This is a genomic window from Kitasatospora sp. P5_F3 (genome assembly GCF_054049135.1).
Genome location: NZ_JBFUMY010000003.1, coordinates 32,033 through 52,056, shown reverse-complemented (window position 1 = coordinate 52,056; position 20,024 = coordinate 32,033). Strand labels below are relative to the sequence as shown.

The window sequence follows — 20,024 nt, the reverse complement described above, 5'->3', positions numbered from 1 at the left end:
CGGGCCTCGCCGGACGAGCCGGGGGGCGTGCCCGGTGTCAGGATGTTGATCATCGGCAGCGGGCAGCGGGGTCACAGTGCGCCCGGGAACCCTCCAGGTGCCGATGACCGACACTCGCTCCCAAGCCCCAGGAAGTCCGCCTGATGACCGATCAGACCTGCCCGGCCGGATTCGGCCGCCGCAGCTTCGTCAAGGCCACCGCCCTCGCCTCCGGCGCCCTCGCCATGGGCGCCGGGGTAGGGGCCGGGGCCGCGCCCGCCGCCGCCAGGACCGGGCGGCCCCGCGCGGTGATCCCGTTCCACGGCCCGCACCAGGCCGGGATCGTCACCCCCGCCCAGGGCCACGCCACCTTCGCCTCCTTCGCGGTCACCGTGCCCGACCGGGCCGGACTGGCGGAGCTGCTGCGCGACCTGACGGGCCGGATCCGCTTCCTCACCGCGGGCGGCACCCCGCCGGCCGACGCCCCGGGTGCCCCGACCGGCGACAGCGGCACGCTCGGCCCGGTGATCCCCGCCGACGGCCTCACCGTCACGGTCGGCGTCGGCGCCACGCTGTTCGACCGCCGCTACGGCCTGGCCGGGGTGCAGCCGGCCCGGATCCGCCAGATGCCGGCGTTCCGCGGCGACCGGCTGCGCGCCGGTGAGCTGCACGGCGACCTCTCGCTCCAGTTCTGCGCCGACAGCCGGGACGTGGTCAGCCACGCGCTGCGCGACCTCGGCCGCCGCACCCGGGGCAGGCTGCAGCCGCTCTGGCGGATCGACGGCCAGCTCAACCCGGCCCGGCCGGACGGTGCCCAGCGCAACGTGATGGGTTTCAAGGACGGCATCGCCAACCCGGACCCGAGCTCGGCCCGGGAGCTGGACCGGCTGGTCTGGGTGCAGCCGGGCAGCGGAGAACCGGCCTGGGCCGAGGGCGGCAGCTACCAGGTGCTGCGCACCGTCCGGGTGCTCTGCGAGGCCTGGGAGGAGCTGCCGTTGGAACGTCAGGAACGGCTGATCGGCCGCCGCCGCGACACCGGCGCCCCGCTCGGCGGGACCACCGAGACCGATCTGCCGGACTACACCAAGGACCCGACCGGCGCCGTCATCCCGCTCGACTCGCACATCCGGCTGGCCAACCCGCGCACCCCCGAGACCGACGACTCCCGGGTGCTGCGACGGGGCTACACCTACGACCGGGGCCTGGCCGGGGACGGGCGGCTCGACACCGGGCTGGCGTTCTGCTGCTACCAGCAGGACCTGGTCCGGCAGTTCGAGGCGGTCCAGCGGCGGCTGGAGGGCGAGCCGCTGGGCGACTTCCTGGTCTGCACCGGCGGCGGCTACTTCTTCGCGCTGCCCGGGGTCAGGGACGGGAACGACTGGCTCGGCCGGGGGATGCTGGCGGAGTGAGCCGACCTGCCGGCCGAGCCGGCCGACCCCTCGGCCGACTGAGTCGGCCTGTCCGACGGCTGTTATTCGGTACCCGGCGGTTCCTGCTGTCACTGGTGCGCGCGATGATGGGCACCTCGCGACGGACCGACGGAAGGACATCTCGGATGAGCTGGTGGAAGGAGCCTCTGGTCGGCTTCGACCTGGAGACCACGGGCACCGACCCGGCGACCTCCCGGATCGTCACCGCGGCACTGGTGGACACCTTCGGGCCCCGGCCCGAGCGGGTGCTGAACTGGCTGCTCGACCCCGGCGTGCCGGTGCCCGCCGAGGCGACGGCGATCCACGGCATCGGCGACGAGCAGGCCCGCCGGGACGGCCGCCCCGCCGCGATGGCCGTGGAGGAGATAGCCGGCGCGCTGTGCGAGCGACTGCTGGCGGGCCGCCCGGTCGTGGCCTTCAACGCGCCGTTCGACCTCTCCCTGCTGGACGCCGAGCTCGCCAGGTACGGCCTGCGCTCGCTGGCCGACCGGCTCGGCGGCAGCGTCGGCCCGGTGGTCGACGCCCTGGTGATCGACCGTGCGGTCGACAAGTACCGGCGCGGCTCGCGCACCTTGCAGCACGTCTGCGCCGTCTACGGCGTCGAGCTGCTCGACGCCCACGAGGCGGGCAGCGACGCGCTGGCCGCGGTCCGGGTCGCCGTCGCCCTCGGTGAGCGCTACCCCGCCGAGGTCGGCGGCCTGACGCCGGAGCAGCTGCACACCCGTCAGATCGGCTGGTACCGGGGCTGGGCCGAGGATCTGCAGTCCTGGCTGCGCCGGGAGAAGGACCCGGCCGCCGAGGTCGACAGCACCTGGCCGCTCCGGTAGGAGAGGCCCCGGTCAGACCGCCGGGAAGTCGAAGGTGTACCCCTGGGCGGCCAGCCAGGGCAGCAACTGCCGCAGGGCGGTGACGGTCTGGGAGCGGTCGCCGCCCGCGTCGTGCAGCAGCACCACCCCGCCCGGGCGCAGGTCGCGCTGGACGGTGCCGACGATGGCGGCGACGCCGGGGCGGCTCCAGTCGCGCGGGTCGACCGACCAGCCGAGCGGGCGCAGGCCGTTGGTCGCGGCGACCATCTGGTTGTCGGGGGTGAACGCGCCGCCCGGCGCCCGGAACCAGGGGACCTTGGTGCCTGCGCCACCTGCTTTGACGATCATGTCCTTGGCGGCGACTATCTCGTACGCCTGTTGGTGGCGCGAGAGCGCCGCGAAGGGCTGCGGGTGGCTCACGCTGTGGTCGCAGAGCCGGTGCCCCTCGGCTCGGATCCGCTGGACGACGGCCGGGTAGGCCGTGGCGTTCAGGCCGGTCACGCAGAAGGTGGCCCGGGCGCCGTACCGGGAGAGCAGGTCGAGCACCTGGCCGGTGGCGGGGCCGGGGCCGTCGTCGAAGGTGAGCGCCACGGTCCGCCCGCCGGAGGCGGTGCTGCGCACCACCGAGCTCGAAGTGCCGGGCGGTGGCGGGGGGTTGGGAGTGGTCGAGGGCTTGGGTGTGGTGGGCCTGCTGGTCGGCGGCGCCGGGGGCGGCGGCTCAGTGCTCGCCGACGGGCTGGTGGCGGGCTGCGGCGGCAGGGACGGTGAAGCGGACGGGGACGGGCTGGGAGTCGGCGTGGCGGAGGACGGGGTGGAGCTCGAGGCAGCTGAACTCGGTTCTGCCTTGGGCGAGCTGGTGCAGGAGACCAGCAGTGCGGCGGCGAGCAGGCCGACGAGGCTGTACCGGCCCGGCTGGGCGAAGGGGGTCCGCATGGCGACGACTCCTTACGTCGTACCGGCCGCCCGTCCAGGGCGCCTGCCCGATGAGACGTCAGGAGCGTACGCGCCGGTTCCGAAGGTGCGTACGAACGGACGGCCTCAGAACGAGTACCAGCGCACCGCCGTGGCCCCGTCCCGCAGCGAACCGACCCGGCGGGTGAACTCGGCCAGTGCGGCCGGGTTTTCGGGTGCCTGTTGGGCGACCCAGGAGGCGCTCGCGGTCTCCCTGGCCCCGCGTAGTACCGCGAATCCGGGCCAGTCCCGGACGTCCCAGCCGTACGCCCCGGTGAAGGCCAGGTAGTCCTCGGCGGGGACGCCGTACCGGTCGTGGCTGAGTGCGAGCACCACCAGGTCGTGTTCGCGCAGGTCGTCGGAGAGGGTCTCCAGGTCGAGCAGGACGGGGCCGTCCGGGCCGACCCGGACGTTGCGCGGCAGGGCGTCGCCGTGGATCACCCCGGGGGTCAACTCCGGTACCAGCTCGGCGATCGCGGCCTGGTGGTCGGCCCGGCGGGCCCGCAGGAAGGCGACGTCCGCCGGGTCCACGTGCCCGTCCGCGCTCGCCAGCCAGCGGTCCACCGGGGCGAGCAGCTCGCGCGGGGGGAGCGCGAACGGCGGGGCCGGCAGTGCGTGCAGCGCGCGCAGCAGTGGCGCCAGGTCGGCGGGCCCGGCCGGGCGGACGGCGGGGGCCAGCCGGTGCCAGAAGGTGACGGGGTGTCCGTCCACCAGGACCGGCTCCGGCAGGTACGGACGGACCACCGGGATGCCCTGCCCGGCGAGCCAGCCGGAGACGGCCAGTTCGCGTCGGGCCCGCTCGGCCACCGCAGGGCCACGGCCGACCTTGGCCACCACCGCCGGATCGCCGAGGTCGAAGGCGGCGTTCTCGCCGAACGCCAGCAGCTCCGCCGCCGCCGGGTCCGGGAGGCCGGCGGTCGCGCAGGCGCGGGTCAGCAGGGCCTGGGCGGTGGCGGCGTCGAAAGTGCTCATCCGGGCATCATCGCGCAGGCCGGCCGGTGGCACCGGTCTCCTCCTCCAGGGCAGCGCAACTCCACCCTGAGGGGGAGGGGCCTCCGTCTGGAGCAGGAGGTGACCGGGGTGCGGCCCGGGTCAGGATGGGGGTCAGGGCCGTTCCACGGCCCGGGGGGTGCACCGACCGGAGCCCGCCTGCCCGGTCGAGGGGCGGCTCGCGTACGATGCTCACACTTACTTACCTGCCGACCGGCTAGGGACCTCAGGGCCCGGCCGCTCACAGCCGTCGCCCCAGTGTCCCGTCCCCCAAGGGCTGCGGTGAACCATGCCCAGGAGGCACAGCGAGCATGTTCCACCGGATCGGACAATTCGTCGTCAAGCGCGCCTGGTGGGTGATCCTCGCCTGGATCATCGCTGCAGTCGCCATCGTCTCGACCGCGCCCAAGCTGACCGCCCAGAGCGACGCGAGCGACTTCCTGCCGCGGCACTACGAGTCCATCCGGGCCTCGGTCGTGCAGCAGCAGGCGTTCCCCGCCAACTTCACCCCGTCGGCCATGGTGCTCTTCGAGCGCACCGACGGCGCCCCGCTGGACGAGGCGGACAAGGCGACCATGACCAAGGTCGTCCAGGGCCTGACCGACAAGAAGATCAAGTTTGTCGAGCAGGTCACCCCGGTCACCGCGCAGAGCACCTCGAAGGACGGCAAGTACGCCCTCTCGATGGTCGGCATGGAGAAGGACGCGGCCTACAAGCCCGAGGCCGCCGACTCCGCCAAGGAGCTGCGCGAGGACGCCAAGAAGCTGGCCGAGGGCAGTGCCCTCAAGGTCCAGCTCGGTGGCCAGGCGGCGCAGAACCTGGACCAGAAGGACTCGGGTGAGCTGGCCAACCTGCTGATCGGCGTCGGCACGATCGTGATCATCATGCTCACGCTCGGCATCATCTTCCGCAGCCCGATCATCGCGCTGCTGCCGGTCATCTCGGTCTTCGTCTACTCGATGGTGGCCAACGGCCTGATCGGGTACGCGGTGAAGGCCTTCGGCCTGAAGGCCGACAACTCGGTCTCGGCGATCCTGATCATCGTGCTGTTCGGCGTCGGCACCGACTACTTCCTGTTCCTGATGTTCCGTTACCGCGAGCGGTTGCGGGCCGGGGACAGTCGGAAGGACGCGGTGGCCAACGCGGTCGGCCGGGTCGGTGAGGCGATCACCTCCGCCGCAGGTGCCGTGATCGTGGCGTTCAGCGTGCTGCTGCTCTCCAGCCTCGGCATGTTCAAGGCGATGGGCCCCTCGCTGGCCATCGCGGTCGGCGTCACCGCGATCGCCTCGGTCACCCTGGTGCCCGCGATCCTGTCGCTGATCCCGGAGAGGGTGCTGTTCTGGCCCTCGAAGGCGTGGCAGCGCGAGCCGAAGAACGCCCGCTTCGCCGTCTTCGGCGAGACCGTCAAGCGTCGTCCGCTGATGGTCGCGCTGGTCTCCGGCGGTCTGCTGCTGGCCTTCTCGGCGGCCGCGTTCGGCTACAAGGGCACGTTCGACCTGGCGGCCGGCTCGATGCCGAAGACCAAGGAGTCGATGGTCGTCCAGGACACCCTGATGACGGCGTTCTCGGCCGGTGCCGCCGACCCGAGCCACGTCTACCTGACCGGTAAGGACGGCGCCAAGCTCGACCCGGCCTCGTTCGCGGGCTATGCGGCCGCGCTCGGCAAGGTCGACGGGGTGGCCCAGGCCTTCGACAAGCCCAGCGTCAGCAAGGACGGCGGCACTGCCGACTTCACCGTCATGCTGAAGGACGGCCCGGCCACCAACAAGGCGATCGACACCGTCACCGACCTGCGCGAGGTGGCCCACGCCTCCGCCCCGGCCGGGACCGAGGCCTACGTCGGCGGTCTGACCTCCGTCTACAAGGACATCAACTCCGCGATGGCCCGCGACTACTCGCTGGTCTTCCCGATCGCGGCGGTGCTGATCATGCTGATCCTCGGCCTGCTGCTGCGCAGCGCGGTCGCCCCCTGGTACCTGATGGTGGCCGTCGGCCTCGGCTTCACCGCCACCATCGGTGCCACCAGCCTGATGTTCCAGCACGTCCAGGGCGAGAGCGGCCTGATGTTCATGCTGCCGATGCTGATCTACCTGTTCGTGGTGGCGATCGGCACCGACTACAACATCCTGATGATCGCCCGGCTCCGCGAGGAGGCGGCCGAGGGCCACAGCCCGCGCGAGGCCGCCGCACTGGCGGTCAAGCACGGCGGTCCGACCGTCGCGGCGGCCGGCTTCATCCTGGCCGGCACCTTCGGCACGATGCTGCTCGCGGGCAACATCTTCTTCAGCGAGATCGGCTTCTCGGTGGCCTTCGGCATCATCGTGTCGGCCTTCGTGATGGCGCTGTTCTTCACCCCGGCGCTCACCGCGCTGCTCGGCAAGTGGGCCTGGTGGCCAGGCCACGCGGAGCTGCCCGGGCACGAGGCGGAGCTCTCGCTCGGCAAGGAGCCGGAGCCGGCCGGACGGCACTGACCCGGTGTCCGGAGCGGTGGACGGTGATCATGCCGTCCACCGCTCCGGCGCAGGTGAGCGGGCTTGATGAACGGCGTGTGTCAGGGGGCCGATCGGGGGAAATTCTCCGATCATCTCGGGTGCGCCCGTGCTACAGTCGGAGCAGTTGCAGTTTTGGTTCCCATGAACGTACGTGTGCGCCTGCTGGTACCAACCAACAGGCGCATTTGTTTTGTCCGGTGTTCAACCTCCGGATGGGGATCGCGGCTACTTGGGTCCTACGAGGTGTGGGTCCCTTGCCCCAGTAGAAGGAGACGGTTATGGCTACCGGCACCGTGAAGTGGTTCAACAGCGAAAAGGGCTTCGGCTTCATCGAGCAGGAGGGTGGCGGCCCGGACGTGTTCGCCCACTACTCCAACATCCAGGCCAATGGCTTCCGTGAGCTCGTTGAGGGCCAGACCAGCCGCCTCGTCGGCTGAACCTGAACCAAGCGTAGCGAGGGCCCGCACCGCACGGKGCGGGCCCTCGCTCATGCCGCCGAACGGCCGGGGCGGTGCAACGACTCCTGACGGCCGAACTCCCCCAGCTCCACGCCGGGGGTGCCACTTTCTGGTCCTTCGCCACGCTGACAACCGTGGCCATCGGCCGCCCAGGACGGAGAACACATGACCACCCCTGCCCGCCCGCCGCGCAACCGTCGCAGCCCGCAGCAGTCCACCGGCCGCCCGCAGCAGCAGCGCACCGGCACCAGCAGTGGCGGCCTCAGCCGCAGCGGTGGCGGCAACCGCCGCCCGCAGCGCGCCGCCGCCCAGCAGCAGCCGCCCGCCGACTTCACCGTGGTCGAGGGCACCCCGGCCCGGCCGCCGGCCGCCACCTTCGCCGAGCTGGAGATGCCCAAGGGCCTGCTCTCCGCCCTCGGCAAGGAGGGTGTCGTCGAGCCCTTCCCGATCCAGTCCGCCACCCTGCCGGACGCGCTGGCCGGCCGTGACGTGCTCGGCCGTGGCCGGACCGGCTCCGGCAAGACCCTCGCCTTCGGCCTCTCGCTGCTGGCCCGCACCGCCGGGAAGCGGGCCGACGCCCGCTGCCCGCTGGCCCTGGTGCTGGTGCCGACCCGCGAGCTGGCCCAGCAGGTCACCGACGCGCTCACCCCGTACGCCACCGCGGTCAACCTGCGGATCGCCACCGTGGTCGGCGGTATGTCGATCACCCGGCAGGCGAACGCCGTCCGCCGTGGCGCCGAGGTCCTGGTCGCCACCCCCGGCCGACTGGACGACCTGATCAACCGTCAGGACGTCCGGCTGGACGACGTGCAGATCACCGTCCTGGACGAGGCTGACCAGATGGCCGACATGGGCTTTCTGCCCCAGGTCACCAAGCTGCTGGAGCAGGTCGCCGAGGGCGGCCAGACCATGCTCTTCTCGGCCACCCTGGACCGGAACGTGGACCGCCTGGTGCGCCGCTTCCTGACCGACCCGGTGACCCACTCGGTCGACCCGTCGGCCGGCGCGGTCACCACCATGGACCACCACGTGCTGCAGCTGGATGCCGCGGACAAGGTCTCGGCCACCGCGCACATCGCCTCCCGCGAGGGCCGGCTGATCATGTTCGTGCACACCAAGCACGGTGCCGACCGTCTGGCCAAGCAGCTGCTCGCCGCCGGGGTCAAGGCGGCCGCGCTGCACGGCGGCAAGTCGCAGCCGCAGCGCAACCGGGTGCTGGACCAGTTCCGGGACGGTCAGATCACCGCGCTGATCGCCACCAACGTGGCGGCCCGCGGTATCCACATCGACGGTCTCGACATGGTGGTCAACGTGGACCCGCCGGTCGACCACAAGGACTACCTGCACCGTGGCGGCCGGACCGCCCGGGCCGGCGAGTCCGGCACCGTGGTGACCCTGGTGCTGCCCGAGCAGCGCCGCGAGGTGAGCCGCCTGATGACCACCGCGGGCATCCGGCCGACCACCACCAAGATCCGCCCCGGCGACGCCGAGCTGGCCCGGATCACCGGCGCCCGGACGCCCACCGGAGTGGCGGTCACGCTGACCCCGGTGGTTGCCCCCGGTGCGGACCCGGCAGCCCCGGCCCAGCCGCGTCGGCGCGCCGCCCCCAAGCGCTCCGGACTGCCCGCGGACGTGGACATGAACGGCAACGCCCGTCGCCCGCGGACCAAGCAGCGGATGGGCGCGGGTGCCGCCGCGGGTGGTGGCTCCGGCCGGGCCAACGGCGGCAACGGTCGGACGGCTGCCGGGTTCATCGGTAAGTCGGCCGGCAGCAAGCCGGGTTCGGGCTCGAAGACCGGCTCCAACTACGGCACCGGCCGGCAGCGGCGCAAGTCGGACTGATCTCGCGAATCGGTACTGGGGCAACAGACGTGACAAGTCTGTTGCCCCAGTGGCGTTTTCGGGACCGGACCGCACAGAGTCGGTGGTGGGGCGTGTGCTAGCTTTTTCCGGCCTCACGATGTCGGAGTGAGGACGGTCACGGGGGAGGAGTACCTGCCATGGCGGGTGAGTATCAGGTCGATCCGGAGGCGATACGGCGATTCGGCCGTACCTCGGAGGAGCGTTCGACCCGAGTACGGGAGATCCGGAGCCAGTTGGGCGGGCACCAGCTGCCGTCCGGGGCCTTCGGCAAGCTGCCGGAGGCGGACGAGATCGAGCGGGACTACCAGGAGCGGCACGAGGCCGCCGTGGTCAACCTGACCTCCGTCGCGGACACCATGGAGCGGATCTCCGCGCACTCGGAGGACCTGGCCCGATCCTACGAGGCCGTCGAGCGCGGACTCGCCGAGAACATGCAGACGATGGCCAGGGGGCTCGGGGCATGAGCAGTCCGGCGTCCGAGGCGGTCAACGCCTATGTGAAGATCGACAATTGGCTCAGTCCGTTGGGCAGCGTGGTGGACGCCATCCTGCGCCCGATCGTCGAGCCGTTCGCCGAGATGCTGGAGTTCGTCACCGGTGACCCGGAGGGGCTGCTGGACGCGTCCAAGCTCTGGAAGGCACAGGCCGAGGCGCTCCGTGAGGTGATCGCCGACCAGCGGCGGGACCGGGCCGCGCTGACCAACGACTGGCAGGGCGAGGCCGCCGACAAGCTCCAGCAGGAACTCGCCGAGTACGAGACGGCGCTGGAGGAGGAGGCGGACGACATGGAGAACACCGCCTACCGCCTGGAGGAGGCCGCCGAGGAGTGCCGGGTCGCCCAGGAGCTGGTGGAGACGGTGATCCGTGAGCTGATCGAGTGGGCGATCATCACCTTCGCCGCCTCGCTCGCCTTCAGCGTGATCACGGCCGGTGTGTCGCTGGCTGCGGAGGCCGCCGCCGCAGCCGCCGAGGGCACCATCGCCAGCGCCCGGATCGCCATGCTGGTACGGAAGTTGGCCACGGCGCTGACGAAGGTCGCGGACGCCATGAAGGCGATCAAGGCGGCCTCCGCCCGGCCGCACCTGAGCCCGAAGAAGCCGTGGACCTGGACCAAGCAGTTCGACCCCGAGGCGCTCGCCGCCAGCATGATCAAGAAGGGCGTCGGCAAGGCCGCCCTGGGCGCCATCGGCCTGACCGGTGACCCGGTGGGCGAGACCGCCAAGACCGCGATCCAGCAGGGTCTGATCTTCGGCGCCGACGAGGCGGACAAGAAGATCAACCCGCAGAACCTGCCGCCGACCGTAGAGTTGAGCCCGGAGGAGCGCAAGCAGCGCTTCGACCAGGCCTTCGGCTGAGACCGACGAGGAAGGGCGGGCACGCGATGCTCAACGCCGACCGCGAGATCGTCCAGCCGCTGCTGGCGCCGGGCGAGACCCTGATCGAGGCGGCCAAGGTGAGCCTGGCTCCGGGTATTGCGCGCCCGCCCGAGGCGCTGCTCACGCCCCGTCAGGCCAGCCAGCTGGAGCAGAAGTTGGCCAAGCCGTTCAACGTACTGCGCCGGGCCTACGCGGTGGTGAACCCGGTCTCGGCGGCGGTCGGCGCGGTCGAGGACCGGGTGGCGTCGGCCGCGCCCGAACGGGCGCTGCACGGCACCGGTATGGGCGGGGACTGGGCCAGTGCCGCCGGGCGGTTCGTGATCCGGATGCACGAGGACGGCGCGTACGCCTCGGGCCTGCTCACCGTCACCGACCGGCGGGTGCTGATGGTGGTGGACCGCTCCGCGCTCTGGCAGCTGCTCACCGAGCAGCACGCCGTGCAGTGGGCCGTGCCGCGCGGCGAGTTGGCCGAGTTCCGGCGCAACGCCAAGGGTGTGCTGCAGCGGGGCCGGATCGATCTGGTGTTCCGGGACGGCTCCTGGGCCGGTGTCACAACCGACCTGCCCCGCAATGCCGATCCGCTGGTGGCCGCGTTCAGCGGGTGAGCAGGCGCAGGCGATCGGTGGTCTCGGGGTCACGCGGGGAGAAGACCACCAGCTGGAATCCCTCGGAGGCCTGGAGCACCAGCTGATCGATCCGCAGCAGCCCGACCGTCTCGTGGGCCAAGTCCTTCGCGGTGCCGCCCCGTTCCTGCACCTGGTGCTCGTCCAGCCAGCGGTCCGCCTCCGGGAAGTGGGTGCGCAGGCGGGTGATCACATCGGCCAGAGCGGAGCGTTCCCCGGCGGCGGTGCGGAGTTGGGCCAGCAGTCGGCGGGCGTGCCGCTCCCAATCCACGGTGCGGCGGCGGTTGGCCTGGTTGGCGAACGCCAGCCAGGCGAGGTTGCGGTCGGCCGGGTCGCAGTCGGTGTAGCCGAACAGCGCGTCGGCCTCCGGGTTCCAGGCCCGGACCTGCCAGTCGGCGTCCATCAGGAAGGCCGGGGCCGGGGACTGACCGGACATCAACCGAAGCAGTGGGGCCGGGAGTTCGGCCGGGGTGGGCTCGGTGGTGGTGGCGCCGCCGGCCAGCTGGAACAGGTAGCTGGTCTCGGCCCGGTCCAGCCGCAGGGTGCGGGCCAGGCTGCCCAGCACCTCGGGGGAGGGGTTGATCCGGCGCCCCTGCTCCAGCCAGGTGTACCAGGTGACCCCGACCCCGGCGAGCAGCGCCAGCTCCTCCCGGCGCAGGCCCGGGGTGCGGCGGCGGACGCCCGGGGCCAGGCCGACCTGCTCCGGGGTCAGCCTGGCCCGGCGGGTGCGCAGGAAGTCGGACAGCTCGGTGCGCTGCAGTTCGGTGGTGGTCATCGTTCCCCCTGTGGTCCTGGTATCCCCGCTACCAGTATCGCTGGGCACTGCCGGGGCTCGGCGCGGGGCGGGAGGGTGGAGGCACGTACCACCGCTCCTGAAGGAGAACCGAGATGACGATCCGTCCGTTCCGTGGCGTCGCCGTGGCGGCAGTGACCGCCGCCCTGTTGGGGGCGGGGGCGCTGCCCGCTGCCGCCGCCCACCCGTACCCGCCGATGCTGGTGGCCGGGCACGCCGACAGCCTGCACCCCGAGGACGCGGTCTGGGACGCGGCGCACGGCCGCTTCCTGGTCGGCTCGCTGCGGCACGGCACCGTCTCGGTGGTCCGCCCCGACGGCTCGGTGCGCACGTTGGTGGACGACCCGGAGCACCTGGTGTCGGTGGTCGGCATCCAGATCGACCGGGCCCGGGGCCGGGTGCTGGTGGCCAACGCCGACCCCGGGGTGGGTCTGCGGCACGACCCGGCCCGGGTGGTGGCGGGCATCGGGGCATACGACCTGGAGAGCGGGCGGCGGATCTTCTACACCGACCTGGCGGCCGTCGCGGCCGACGGCGGCCGGCACTTCGCCAACGACCTGGTGCTGGGGCCGGACGGCGAGGCGTACGTGACGGACTCGTTCGCCCCGGTGATGTACCGGGTGCGGCCGGACGGCTCCGCCACGGTGCTGCTGCGGGATGCCCGGCTGACGGCTCCGGTGGGCGGGTTCGGGCTGAACGGGATCGTCCGGGTCGGGCGCACGCTGCTGGTCGGCAAGTACGACGACGGCACGCTGTGGCGGGTGCCGATCGACCGGCCGGGGCAGCTGCGACAGGTGGCGGTGACGGGCGGGGCCCGCCCGGTCGGCCTGGACGGTCTGCTGCGGACCCGGGACGGTGTGCTGCACGGTGTCACCAACCGGCTGGGCGGCGGGGGTTCGGACACGGTGGTCGACCTGCGCTCGGCGGACGGCTGGCGGAGTGCGGTGCTGACGGTCCGTCCGGCCGCCGACCCGGCGCCGACGGCGGTGGTGGCCGGTCCTGGTGAGGCGGCGTACACGCTGTCGGGGCGGATGGACCTGCTGTTCGCGGGCGTGCTGGATGACAGGTTCACGCTGCGTAGGCTGTGAGGCATGGAACGACTCGACGCGCGGGATCTCGCAGAGCAGGAGCGGTGTCTGGACGAACTGCTCGGGGTGCTCGGGTTGGTCTTCGACGAGCCGGCGGACCCGCGCGTCGAGGCGTTGGCGGCGCGGCAGCCGCTGTATCCGCAGTACCACCGAGTTGGCCACAAGCGGCAGTTGGTGCGCCTGGCGTTGGAGGGTGAGCGGCGGCTGGTGCGGGAGCACTACGACGCGGTGCTGCGAGCGGTGTTGACGGACCGGGACGTGAACTCGCCGCGCTGGCTGGTGGCCGTCCTGGTGGGCGCGGTGGGGCGGCGCCGGGTCGAGCAGGATCTGCTGACGGCGGGCGCCTCGGCGGACGTGCTGCGCTGGGCGGGCCGGTAGGTCAGGCCGCGACGGCGGTGGTCTGCCGGGCCCGGTCGTAGCGCTGGAGCAGCAGTTCGGCGATCTCCGGGGCGGCGCCGAGGACCGGTGCGACCAGGTCGACCCCGGCGGCCTGGGCGGCGGCGGTGATTCGGTCGGGAAGCAGGCCGGGTGCCAACAGGTAGGGGGCGACGGCGAGCCGGCGCAGCCCCCGGGCCCGCAGCGCGGCGACCGCGTCGGCGAGTTGGGGTGGTGCGGCGGAGGCGTGCGCGACCTCGACGGCGGCGAAGCCCCGGGTGCGGCGGTACTCCGCGGCCACCGCGCGGGTGGCGGCGTTGGCGGCCCGGTCGGAGGAGCCGGCAGCGGCCAGCACCAGCCCGGTGCGGTGGGCCTCGGCCGGGTCGAACCCGGCCTCGGCCAGGCGGCGGTCCAGGGCAGTCAGCAGCAGCGGGGACGGGCCGAGCACGTCGGCGAGCGGCAGGTCGGCCCCGGCTTCGCGGAGTGCGGCCGGGATGTCGGTGCGCGCGTGGAAGGCCCGGTTGAGCAGCAGCGGGACGGCGACGGCGGTGCTGAACCGGTCGACCACCTGGGCCAGCCGGGGGGCGCAGTGGTCCAGGTAGGCGGTGCCGACCTGGAGCCCGGGGCGCACCGAACGGACCTGCCGGACCAGCTCGTCGACGGTGGCGGCGTGCCGGGGGTCGCGGCTGCCGTGGGCGATCAGCAGCAGGGCGGGGCTGCCCGCACCGGAGGCGCGGGACGGTGCGGGCAGCTGGCCGAGGTACATGGTGGGGTCCTAACGGTTGCTGACCAGCAGCCCGCGGTTGCGCAGCACGCGGCGCTCCAGCGGGCTGAAGAACAGCAGGTCGATGGCGACGCCGACGATCAGGATCAGGATGATGCCGAGCAGCACGCCGGACATGTCGTTGAACTCGCGCTGGTTCTCCAGGAACCGGCCGAGGCCGACGCCGAGGTCGGGGGAGGCGGCGATGAGTTCGGCGGCCATCAGCGAGCGCCAGGAGAAGGCCCAGCCCTGCTTGAGCCCGGCCAGGTAGCCGGGCAGCGCGCCGGGGAGCAGCACGTGCCGGGCGCGGGCGAGACCGGTGGCGCCCATGGTGCGGCCGGAGCGCAGCAGTAGCGGCGGGACCTGGTCGATGCCGGCCACCAGGCCGTTGGCGACCGAGGGGACGGCGCCGAGCAGGATGACCGCGTACATGGTCGAGCTGTTGACACCGAGCCAGATCACCGCGGCGGGGACCCAGGCGACCGAGGGCAGCGACTGGAGGCCGGAGAGGATCGGGCCGATGGCGGCGCGGACCGGCTTGACCTGGGCGACCAGCAGGCCGATCGGGGTGCCGATGATCACGGCGGCGACGAAGCCGGACAGGCCGCGCCAGAGGCTGGTCCAGATGATGCTGAACAGGGTGCCCTGGGCCCACAGGTCGGCCAGCGCGGCCCAGACCATGCCGGGGCTGGGCAACTTGTACTCGTCGGTCAGCTCCAGGCTGAAGGCGAGCTGCCAGACGGCGAGGACCAGCGCGACCGCGACCAGTGGCGGCAGGGCCTTCTGCCGGAGCACGGTGGTCAGCGGGGTCCGCTGGGTGACCACGGCGTCGAGTGCGTCCAGACCTGCGCCGACGTCGGCGGCGGTGCTTTTCTCGAGGACGGGGGCGGTGTCAGTGCTGGCCATGGCGGCGGATCTCCCCACGGAGTTCGTCAGTGATCTCGATGGACAGGTCGGCCACACCGGCGGATTCGATCCGGCGGGGCTGCGGCAGGTCGATCCGCCACTCCTTGGCGACCCGGCCGGGGCGCGAGGAGAGCAGGACGACCCGCTGGGCGAGGCGGACGGCCTCGCGGACGTTGTGGGTGACGAACAGCACGGTGAGCTTCTGCTCGGCCCAGATCCGGGTGAGCTCGTCGTGCAGGACGTCCCGGGTGATCGCGTCCAGGGCGGCGAACGGCTCGTCCATCAGCAGTACGTCGCTGCCCTGGGCGAGTGCGCGGGCCAGCGCGACGCGCTGGCGCATGCCGCCGGAGAGTTCGTGGACGCGCTTGCCGTGGGCGCCGTTCAGGCGGACCAGGTCGAGCAGACGCTCGGCCTCGGCGCGCCGCTCGGCCTTCGGGGTGCCGCCGAGCCGCAGCGCCAGCTCGATGTTCTTGCCGGCCGTCAGCCACGGGAAGAGCGCGTGCTCCTGGAACATCAACGCCGGGCGGTGGCCGGGGAGTTCGATGCTTCCGGCCGAGGGCTTGTCGAGTCCGGCGACCAGGTTCAGCAGGGTCGACTTGCCGCAGCCGGAGGCGCCGAGCAGGGTGACGAACTCGCCGGGCGCGACATCGAGGGTGATGTCGTCCAGCACGTGGGTGGCGGCGCCGGCGCGGCCGAAGGACTTGTGGACGTGCGAGATCCGGACGGCGGGGGCGCCGTCGAGGACCCCGGCGCTCGCGGCGCGCTCCGAGGTGGTCAGTGCCGTGGTCATCCGGGCACCTCCTGGGTGACTGGTCTGGCGGGAAGTTCGGGAAGTTTGGGAGCCGGGGTCCGGCCCCGCCCGGCCCGGCGACGGGCATCGACTGGGCTGGGCGGGGGCACGGACCACGGAGCTTGGGGGGACTGCTACTTGGTGCCGAGCCCGGCGTCCGCCACGGCGGCCTGGTTCTTCGCCTTGAGCACCTTGTTGAGCAGGGTGAGGTCGTAGATCCCGTTCAGGGTCGGCTTCTTGAGCAGCCCGGCGGTCACCGCGTTGTCCGCCTCCTTCTGGAGGGTGGACGCCAGCGGGTCGTCGATGAAGTCGATGTCGGCCCAGGCCGGGTCGAGGACGGCGGGCTCCAGGGCGTTGCCCGCAGCCTCCTTGATCGCGGCGTTGGCGGCTTCCTTCGCCTTGGCCGGGTTGGCCTTGATGTAGGCGTTGGTGTTCACCGAGCCGCGCAGCACGGCCTCCACCACGTCCGGGTGCTCCTTGAGGAACTTCTGCGAGACGATGATGTTGGTGATCACGAACTTCTGGTCCGGCCAGAGCGACTTCTCGTTCAGCAGTTCCTTCGCGCCCAGCGAGACCAGCTTGGAGGCGGTCGGCTCGGGCACCCAGGCGCCGTCGATCGAGCCCGACTTGTAGGCGTCCGGGGTGACCTTGTTGTCCGAGCGGACCACCGAGACGTCACCGGCGCCGGAGTTGGCGTCGACCTTCCAGCCCTTGCCGGCCAGGAAGCTGAGCAGCGCCACGTCCTGGGTGTTGCCGATCTGCGGGGTGGCGATCTTCTTGCCCTTGAGGTCGTCCACCGACTTGATCTTGTCGGGGTTGACGACCAGTCGGACGCCGCCCGAGGCCGAGCCGCCGATGATCTTCAGCGCCTCGCCGTTGGACTTGGTGAAGCCGTTGATCGCGGGGGAGGGGCCGATCCAGCCGATGTCGATCGAGCCGGCGTTCAGCGCCTCGATCTCGGCCGGTCCGGCGTTGAATATCTGGGTCTTGACCTGGGTGGCGCCCAGCTCCTTCTGGATCAGGCCCTCCTTGAGGCCGACCAGCGGGGTGCCGTGGGTCAGGTTGGCGAAGTAGCCGATCTTCACCGTGTCGGCGGAGAGCTTGGCCCCGCCGGAGGAGGTCGGCGCGGCGGAAGCCTTGTCGGTGCTCTCGGAGCCGTAGCCGCAGGCGGTCAGCAGGCCGAGGGCGGTGAGGGTGGCCACCGCGGCGACGGCGGTCCGTCTGGCGCGAACCGGGAGGAACTGGTGGGAAGTCATCGAAGTCGTCCTCTTCATGCAGGAAAGAAAGAAAGTCGGATGGAGGCACGGAACGGTGCCGACAAGCCGGGGGCGGCTTCTGCTGTGGGAAGCGGCCACCCCCGGTGACAGGGGGTCAGTGCCCCTGTCCGCCTGCACATCGCGTCAGTCCGCCCTGGCCACTGCCGAGGACGCCGCTGCCGATGCGGCCGCCTTCCTTGTCCATCCCCGAGAACGCTTCGCTGGGCATCAGACCCAGTCCTCCCCATCAGCGTCGGTACGTACGGTGTCGAACGCCTCGCCCGCCATGCCGGCGGTGAGGGTGGTGCCGTCGGCCGGGTCGATCAGCAGGAACGAGCCGGTCCGGCGGTTGTCGGTGTAGCTGTCCAGGGCGAGCGGCTCGGCGGTGCGCAGCACCACGTGGCCGATCTCGTTGACCGTCAACCCCTCGGCGCCGGAGCGCTGTTCGAGGGTGTCGATGTCGATCCGGTAGGAGATCTCCTTGACCAGGGCGCGCACCGTCCGGGTGGTGTGCTTGAGCAGCACCTTCGCCCCGACCTGCAGCGGACGGTCGCTCAGGTGGCAGACGGTGGCCTCGACGTCCTTGGTGGGGACGGGAGTTGCGCCGCCCGCGATCAGGTCGCCGCGCGAGATGTCGATGTCCTCGGCCAGGCGCACCGTCACCGACTGGGGGGCCCAGGCGATGTCGGTCTCCACACCGAGGGCGTCGATGCCCGCGACGGTGGTGGTGTGACCGCTCGGCAGCACCGTCACCGGGTCGCCGACCCGCAGCACGCCGGAGGCCAACTGGCCTGCGTAGCCCCGGTAGTCACGGTGCTCTCCGCTCTGCGGGCGGATCACGTACTGGACCGGGAAGCGGGCGGGCTGCTCGCTCGGGTCGGTGGTCACCGACACCGTCTCCAGGTGCTCCAGCAGGGTCGGGCCGCCGTACCAGTCCATGTGCGCGGACGGCTCGACCACGTTGTCCCCGGCCAGTGCCGAGATCGGCACGGCCACCACGTCGGTGACGCCCAGCGAGGCGGCGTAGGCGGTGAACTCCTTGGCGATGGCGGCGAAGACGGGCTCGGCGTACTCGACCAGGTCCATCTTGTTGACCGCCAGCACCACGTGCGGCACCCGCAGCAGCGCGGCGACGGCCGCGTGCCGACGGGTCTGCTCGACCACGCCGTTGCGGGCGTCCACCAGCACCACGGCCAGCTCGGCGGTGGAGGCGCCGGTCACCATGTTCCGGGTGTACTGCACGTGCCCGGGGGTGTCGGCCAGGATGAACCGCCGCCGGGCGGTGGCGAAGTAGCGGTAGGCCACGTCGATGGTGATGCCCTGCTCGCGCTCGGCCCGCAGGCCGTCGGTGAGCAGTGCCAGGTCGGGGGTCTCCTGACCGCGCTTGCGGGAGGCGTGCTCGACGGCCTCCAGCTGGTCCGTCAGTACCGACTTGGAGTCGTGCAGCAGCCGGCCGACCAGGGTCGACTTGCCGTCGTCCACGGACCCGGCGGTGGCGAAGCGGAGCAGCGAGGTGGCGCTGGTCTCGATGGTGGTGCTCATGTCTAGAAGTACCCCTCGCGCTTGCGGTCTTCCATGGCGGCCTCGGACATCTTGTCGTCCGCTCGGGTGGCGCCACGCTCGGTGAGTCGGCTGGCGGCGATCTCGGTGATCACGTCGGCGATGGTCGCCGCGTCCGAGTCGACCGCACCGGTGCAGGACATGTCGCCCACGGTGCGGTACCGGATCAGCCGGTTCTCGACCGTCTCGGTCTCCTTCGGGCCGCCCCACTCGCCGGCGGTCAGCCACATGCCGTCCCGCTTGAACACGTCGCGGTGGTGGGCGTAGTAGATCTCCGGGAGCTCGATGCCCTCCCGCTCGATGTACTGCCAGACGTCCAGCTCGGTCCAGTTGGAGAGCGGGAAGACCCGGACGTGCTCGCCGACCGCGTGCTTGCCGTTGTACAGGCTCCACAGCTCGGGGCGCTGGCGGCGCGGATCCCAGGCGCCGAACTCGTCGCGGAGCGAGAACACCCGCTCCTTGGCCCGGGCCTTCTCCTCGTCCCGGCGGCCGCCGCCGAAGACCGCGTCGAACTTGTTCGACTCGATCGCGTCCAGCAGCGGGACGGTCTGCAGCGGGTTGCGGGTGCCGTCCGGGCGCTCGCGCAGCCGGCCGTCGTCGATGAAGTCCTGGACGTGCGCGACGTGCAGGCGCAGGTTGTGCTGCGCGACGGTGCGGTCCCGGTACTCGATGACCTCGGGGAAGTTGTGGCCGGTGTCCACGTGCAGCAGGGTGAACGGCACGGGTGCGGGCCAGAACGCCTTGAGCGCCAGGTGCAGCATGACGATCGAGTCCTTGCCGCCGGAGAACAGGATCACCGGCCGCTCGAACTCACCCGCCACCTCACGGAAGATGTGCACCGACTCCGCTTCGAGGGCGTCCAGGTGGGACAGCGTGAAGGGACTGTCGGTGGCCGGCAGGCTGTCCGTGGCGGTGGTCATGCGAGGCCCCTCTCGGTCAGGAAGGCGTACAGCTCGGCGGCCGACTCGGCCACCTCGCGGCCCTGGGTCTGCAGGCGCAACTCCGGCAGCGTAGGCGCCTCGTACGGGTCGTCGACCCCGGTGAGACCGGAGATCTCACCGGCGGCCTGCTTGGCGTACAGGCCCTTGACGTCGCGCTCCGAGCAGAGCTCCACCGGGGTGGCGACGTGGATCTCCAGGAACTCGGTGCCGAGCGCCGCGTGCCGCTCGCGGACCGCGGCCCGGGAGTCGGCGTAGGGCGCGATCACCGGGGCGAGCACCTTCACACCGTTGGCGGCCAGCTTCTCGGCGACGAAGCCGATCCGGGCCACGTTGGTGTGCCGGTCCTCCTTGCTGAACCCCAGTCCCTTGGAAAGGAATTCGCGGATCTCGTCACCGTCCAGGACCTCGACCTTGTGGCCCTCGGCGCGCAGCCGCTCGGCCAGCGCGAAGGCCAGCGTGGTCTTGCCCGCACTGGGCAGCCCGGTCAGCCACACAGTGGCGCCGAGCTCGCAGGCGGCGGCCTGCGGGGCCGCCTCTGCGGCTCCGTCGGCAACCGGGGTGGTGGCTGTGCTCACGGTGAGATCT

At 72.0% G+C, this 20,024-nt stretch carries 20 protein-coding genes; 10 read left to right on the top strand and 10 right to left on the bottom strand.

What is annotated here, in order from left to right; all coding sequences use genetic code 11:
• Window positions 1-143: 143 nt before the first annotated feature.
• Together ACXJMZ_RS01930 and ACXJMZ_RS01925 are read left to right on the top strand one after the other, a co-directional pair.
• On the top strand, window positions 144-1,388 hold the full coding sequence (locus ACXJMZ_RS01930) for a Dyp-type peroxidase (RefSeq protein ID WP_457028206.1): 1,245 nt from the start codon (window positions 144-146) through the stop codon (window positions 1,386-1,388).
• A 146-nt stretch (window positions 1,389-1,534) separates the two neighbouring features.
• Window positions 1,535-2,236, top strand: a complete 702-nt coding sequence (locus ACXJMZ_RS01925; RefSeq protein ID WP_457028205.1) for an exonuclease domain-containing protein — start codon at window positions 1,535-1,537, stop codon at window positions 2,234-2,236.
• Between the two features lie 12 nt (window positions 2,237-2,248).
• On the opposite strand, the gene ACXJMZ_RS01920 is transcribed toward ACXJMZ_RS01925, so the two are convergent.
• Complete coding sequence (locus ACXJMZ_RS01920; RefSeq protein WP_457028204.1) at window positions 2,249-3,148, bottom strand: polysaccharide deacetylase family protein; 900 nt, start codon at window positions 3,146-3,148, stop codon at window positions 2,249-2,251.
• A gap of 105 nt (window positions 3,149-3,253) precedes the next feature.
• On the bottom strand, window positions 3,254-4,138 hold the full coding sequence (locus ACXJMZ_RS01915; protein WP_457028203.1) for a phosphotransferase: 885 nt from the start codon (window positions 4,136-4,138) through the stop codon (window positions 3,254-3,256).
• Window positions 4,139-4,467: 329 nt separating this feature from the next.
• On the opposite strand from ACXJMZ_RS01915, the gene ACXJMZ_RS01910 reads away from it, so the two are divergent.
• The 6 genes from ACXJMZ_RS01910 (at window position 4,468) to ACXJMZ_RS01885 (ending at window position 10,949) form a co-directional block, all read left to right on the top strand.
• On the top strand, window positions 4,468-6,627 hold the full coding sequence (locus ACXJMZ_RS01910; protein WP_457028202.1) for an MMPL family transporter: 2,160 nt from the start codon (window positions 4,468-4,470) through the stop codon (window positions 6,625-6,627).
• Between the two features lie 299 nt (window positions 6,628-6,926).
• Window positions 6,927-7,085: a cold-shock protein gene (locus ACXJMZ_RS01905; RefSeq protein ID WP_457028201.1), complete on the top strand. Its 159-nt coding sequence runs from the start codon at window positions 6,927-6,929 to the stop codon at window positions 7,083-7,085.
• Between the two features lie 186 nt (window positions 7,086-7,271).
• Window positions 7,272-8,948: a DEAD/DEAH box helicase gene (locus tag ACXJMZ_RS01900; RefSeq protein WP_457028200.1), complete on the top strand. Its 1,677-nt coding sequence runs from the start codon at window positions 7,272-7,274 to the stop codon at window positions 8,946-8,948.
• Between the two features lie 158 nt (window positions 8,949-9,106).
• The gene (locus ACXJMZ_RS01895) at window positions 9,107-9,433 is read left to right on the top strand and encodes a DUF2563 family protein (protein WP_457028199.1); all 327 of its coding nucleotides are present in this window, start codon (window positions 9,107-9,109) and stop codon (window positions 9,431-9,433) included.
• Window positions 9,430-10,323: a WXG100 family type VII secretion target gene (locus ACXJMZ_RS01890; protein WP_457028198.1), complete on the top strand. Its 894-nt coding sequence runs from the start codon at window positions 9,430-9,432 to the stop codon at window positions 10,321-10,323. Before ACXJMZ_RS01895 ends, ACXJMZ_RS01890 begins: the two co-directional genes overlap by 4 nt.
• 26 nt (window positions 10,324-10,349) lie before the next feature.
• Window positions 10,350-10,949, top strand: coding sequence for a hypothetical protein (locus ACXJMZ_RS01885; RefSeq protein WP_457028197.1), 600 nt, complete (start codon window positions 10,350-10,352; stop codon window positions 10,947-10,949).
• On the opposite strand, the gene ACXJMZ_RS01880 is transcribed toward ACXJMZ_RS01885, so the two are convergent.
• Complete coding sequence (locus ACXJMZ_RS01880; RefSeq protein WP_457028196.1) at window positions 10,939-11,742, bottom strand: helix-turn-helix transcriptional regulator; 804 nt, start codon at window positions 11,740-11,742, stop codon at window positions 10,939-10,941. The two genes, ACXJMZ_RS01885 and ACXJMZ_RS01880, sit on opposite strands and share 11 nt — an antisense overlap.
• A gap of 113 nt (window positions 11,743-11,855) precedes the next feature.
• Here ACXJMZ_RS01880 and ACXJMZ_RS01875 point away from each other — a divergent pair, with 113 nt between their 5' ends.
• Both ACXJMZ_RS01875 and ACXJMZ_RS01870 read left to right on the top strand, forming a co-directional pair.
• Window positions 11,856-12,848: a hypothetical protein gene (locus ACXJMZ_RS01875; protein WP_457028195.1), complete on the top strand. Its 993-nt coding sequence runs from the start codon at window positions 11,856-11,858 to the stop codon at window positions 12,846-12,848.
• A gap of 3 nt (window positions 12,849-12,851) precedes the next feature.
• Window positions 12,852-13,226, top strand: a complete 375-nt coding sequence (locus ACXJMZ_RS01870; RefSeq protein WP_457028194.1) for a hypothetical protein — start codon at window positions 12,852-12,854, stop codon at window positions 13,224-13,226.
• A gap of 1 nt (window position 13,227) precedes the next feature.
• Here ACXJMZ_RS01870 and ACXJMZ_RS01865 read toward each other — a convergent pair whose 3' ends face one another.
• The 7 genes from ACXJMZ_RS01865 to cysC form a co-directional block, all read right to left on the bottom strand.
• Window positions 13,228-13,989: a sirohydrochlorin chelatase gene (locus tag ACXJMZ_RS01865; protein WP_457028193.1), complete on the bottom strand. Its 762-nt coding sequence runs from the start codon at window positions 13,987-13,989 to the stop codon at window positions 13,228-13,230.
• 9 nt (window positions 13,990-13,998) lie between these two features.
• Window positions 13,999-14,892: an ABC transporter permease gene (locus ACXJMZ_RS01860; RefSeq protein ID WP_457028192.1), complete on the bottom strand. Its 894-nt coding sequence runs from the start codon at window positions 14,890-14,892 to the stop codon at window positions 13,999-14,001.
• Window positions 14,879-15,682 carry an ABC transporter ATP-binding protein gene (locus tag ACXJMZ_RS01855; protein ID WP_457028191.1) on the bottom strand — a complete coding sequence of 268 codons (804 nt, stop codon included), beginning with the start codon at window positions 15,680-15,682 and terminating at the stop codon, window positions 14,879-14,881. Before ACXJMZ_RS01855 ends, ACXJMZ_RS01860 begins: the two co-directional genes overlap by 14 nt.
• Before the next feature lie 134 nt (window positions 15,683-15,816).
• The gene (locus ACXJMZ_RS01850; RefSeq protein ID WP_457028190.1) at window positions 15,817-16,938 is read right to left on the bottom strand and encodes an aliphatic sulfonate ABC transporter substrate-binding protein; all 1,122 of its coding nucleotides are present in this window, start codon (window positions 16,936-16,938) and stop codon (window positions 15,817-15,819) included.
• A 228-nt stretch (window positions 16,939-17,166) separates the two neighbouring features.
• Complete coding sequence (locus ACXJMZ_RS01845) at window positions 17,167-18,480, bottom strand: sulfate adenylyltransferase subunit 1 (protein ID WP_457028189.1); 1,314 nt, start codon at window positions 18,478-18,480, stop codon at window positions 17,167-17,169.
• Window positions 18,481-18,482: 2 nt separating this feature from the next.
• The gene (gene cysD / locus ACXJMZ_RS01840; RefSeq protein WP_457028188.1) at window positions 18,483-19,418 is read right to left on the bottom strand and encodes a sulfate adenylyltransferase subunit CysD; all 936 of its coding nucleotides are present in this window, start codon (window positions 19,416-19,418) and stop codon (window positions 18,483-18,485) included.
• Window positions 19,415-20,014, bottom strand: a complete 600-nt coding sequence (gene cysC, locus ACXJMZ_RS01835; RefSeq protein WP_082598235.1) for an adenylyl-sulfate kinase — start codon at window positions 20,012-20,014, stop codon at window positions 19,415-19,417. Before cysC ends, cysD begins: the two co-directional genes overlap by 4 nt.
• Window positions 20,015-20,024: the final 10 nt, after the last annotated feature.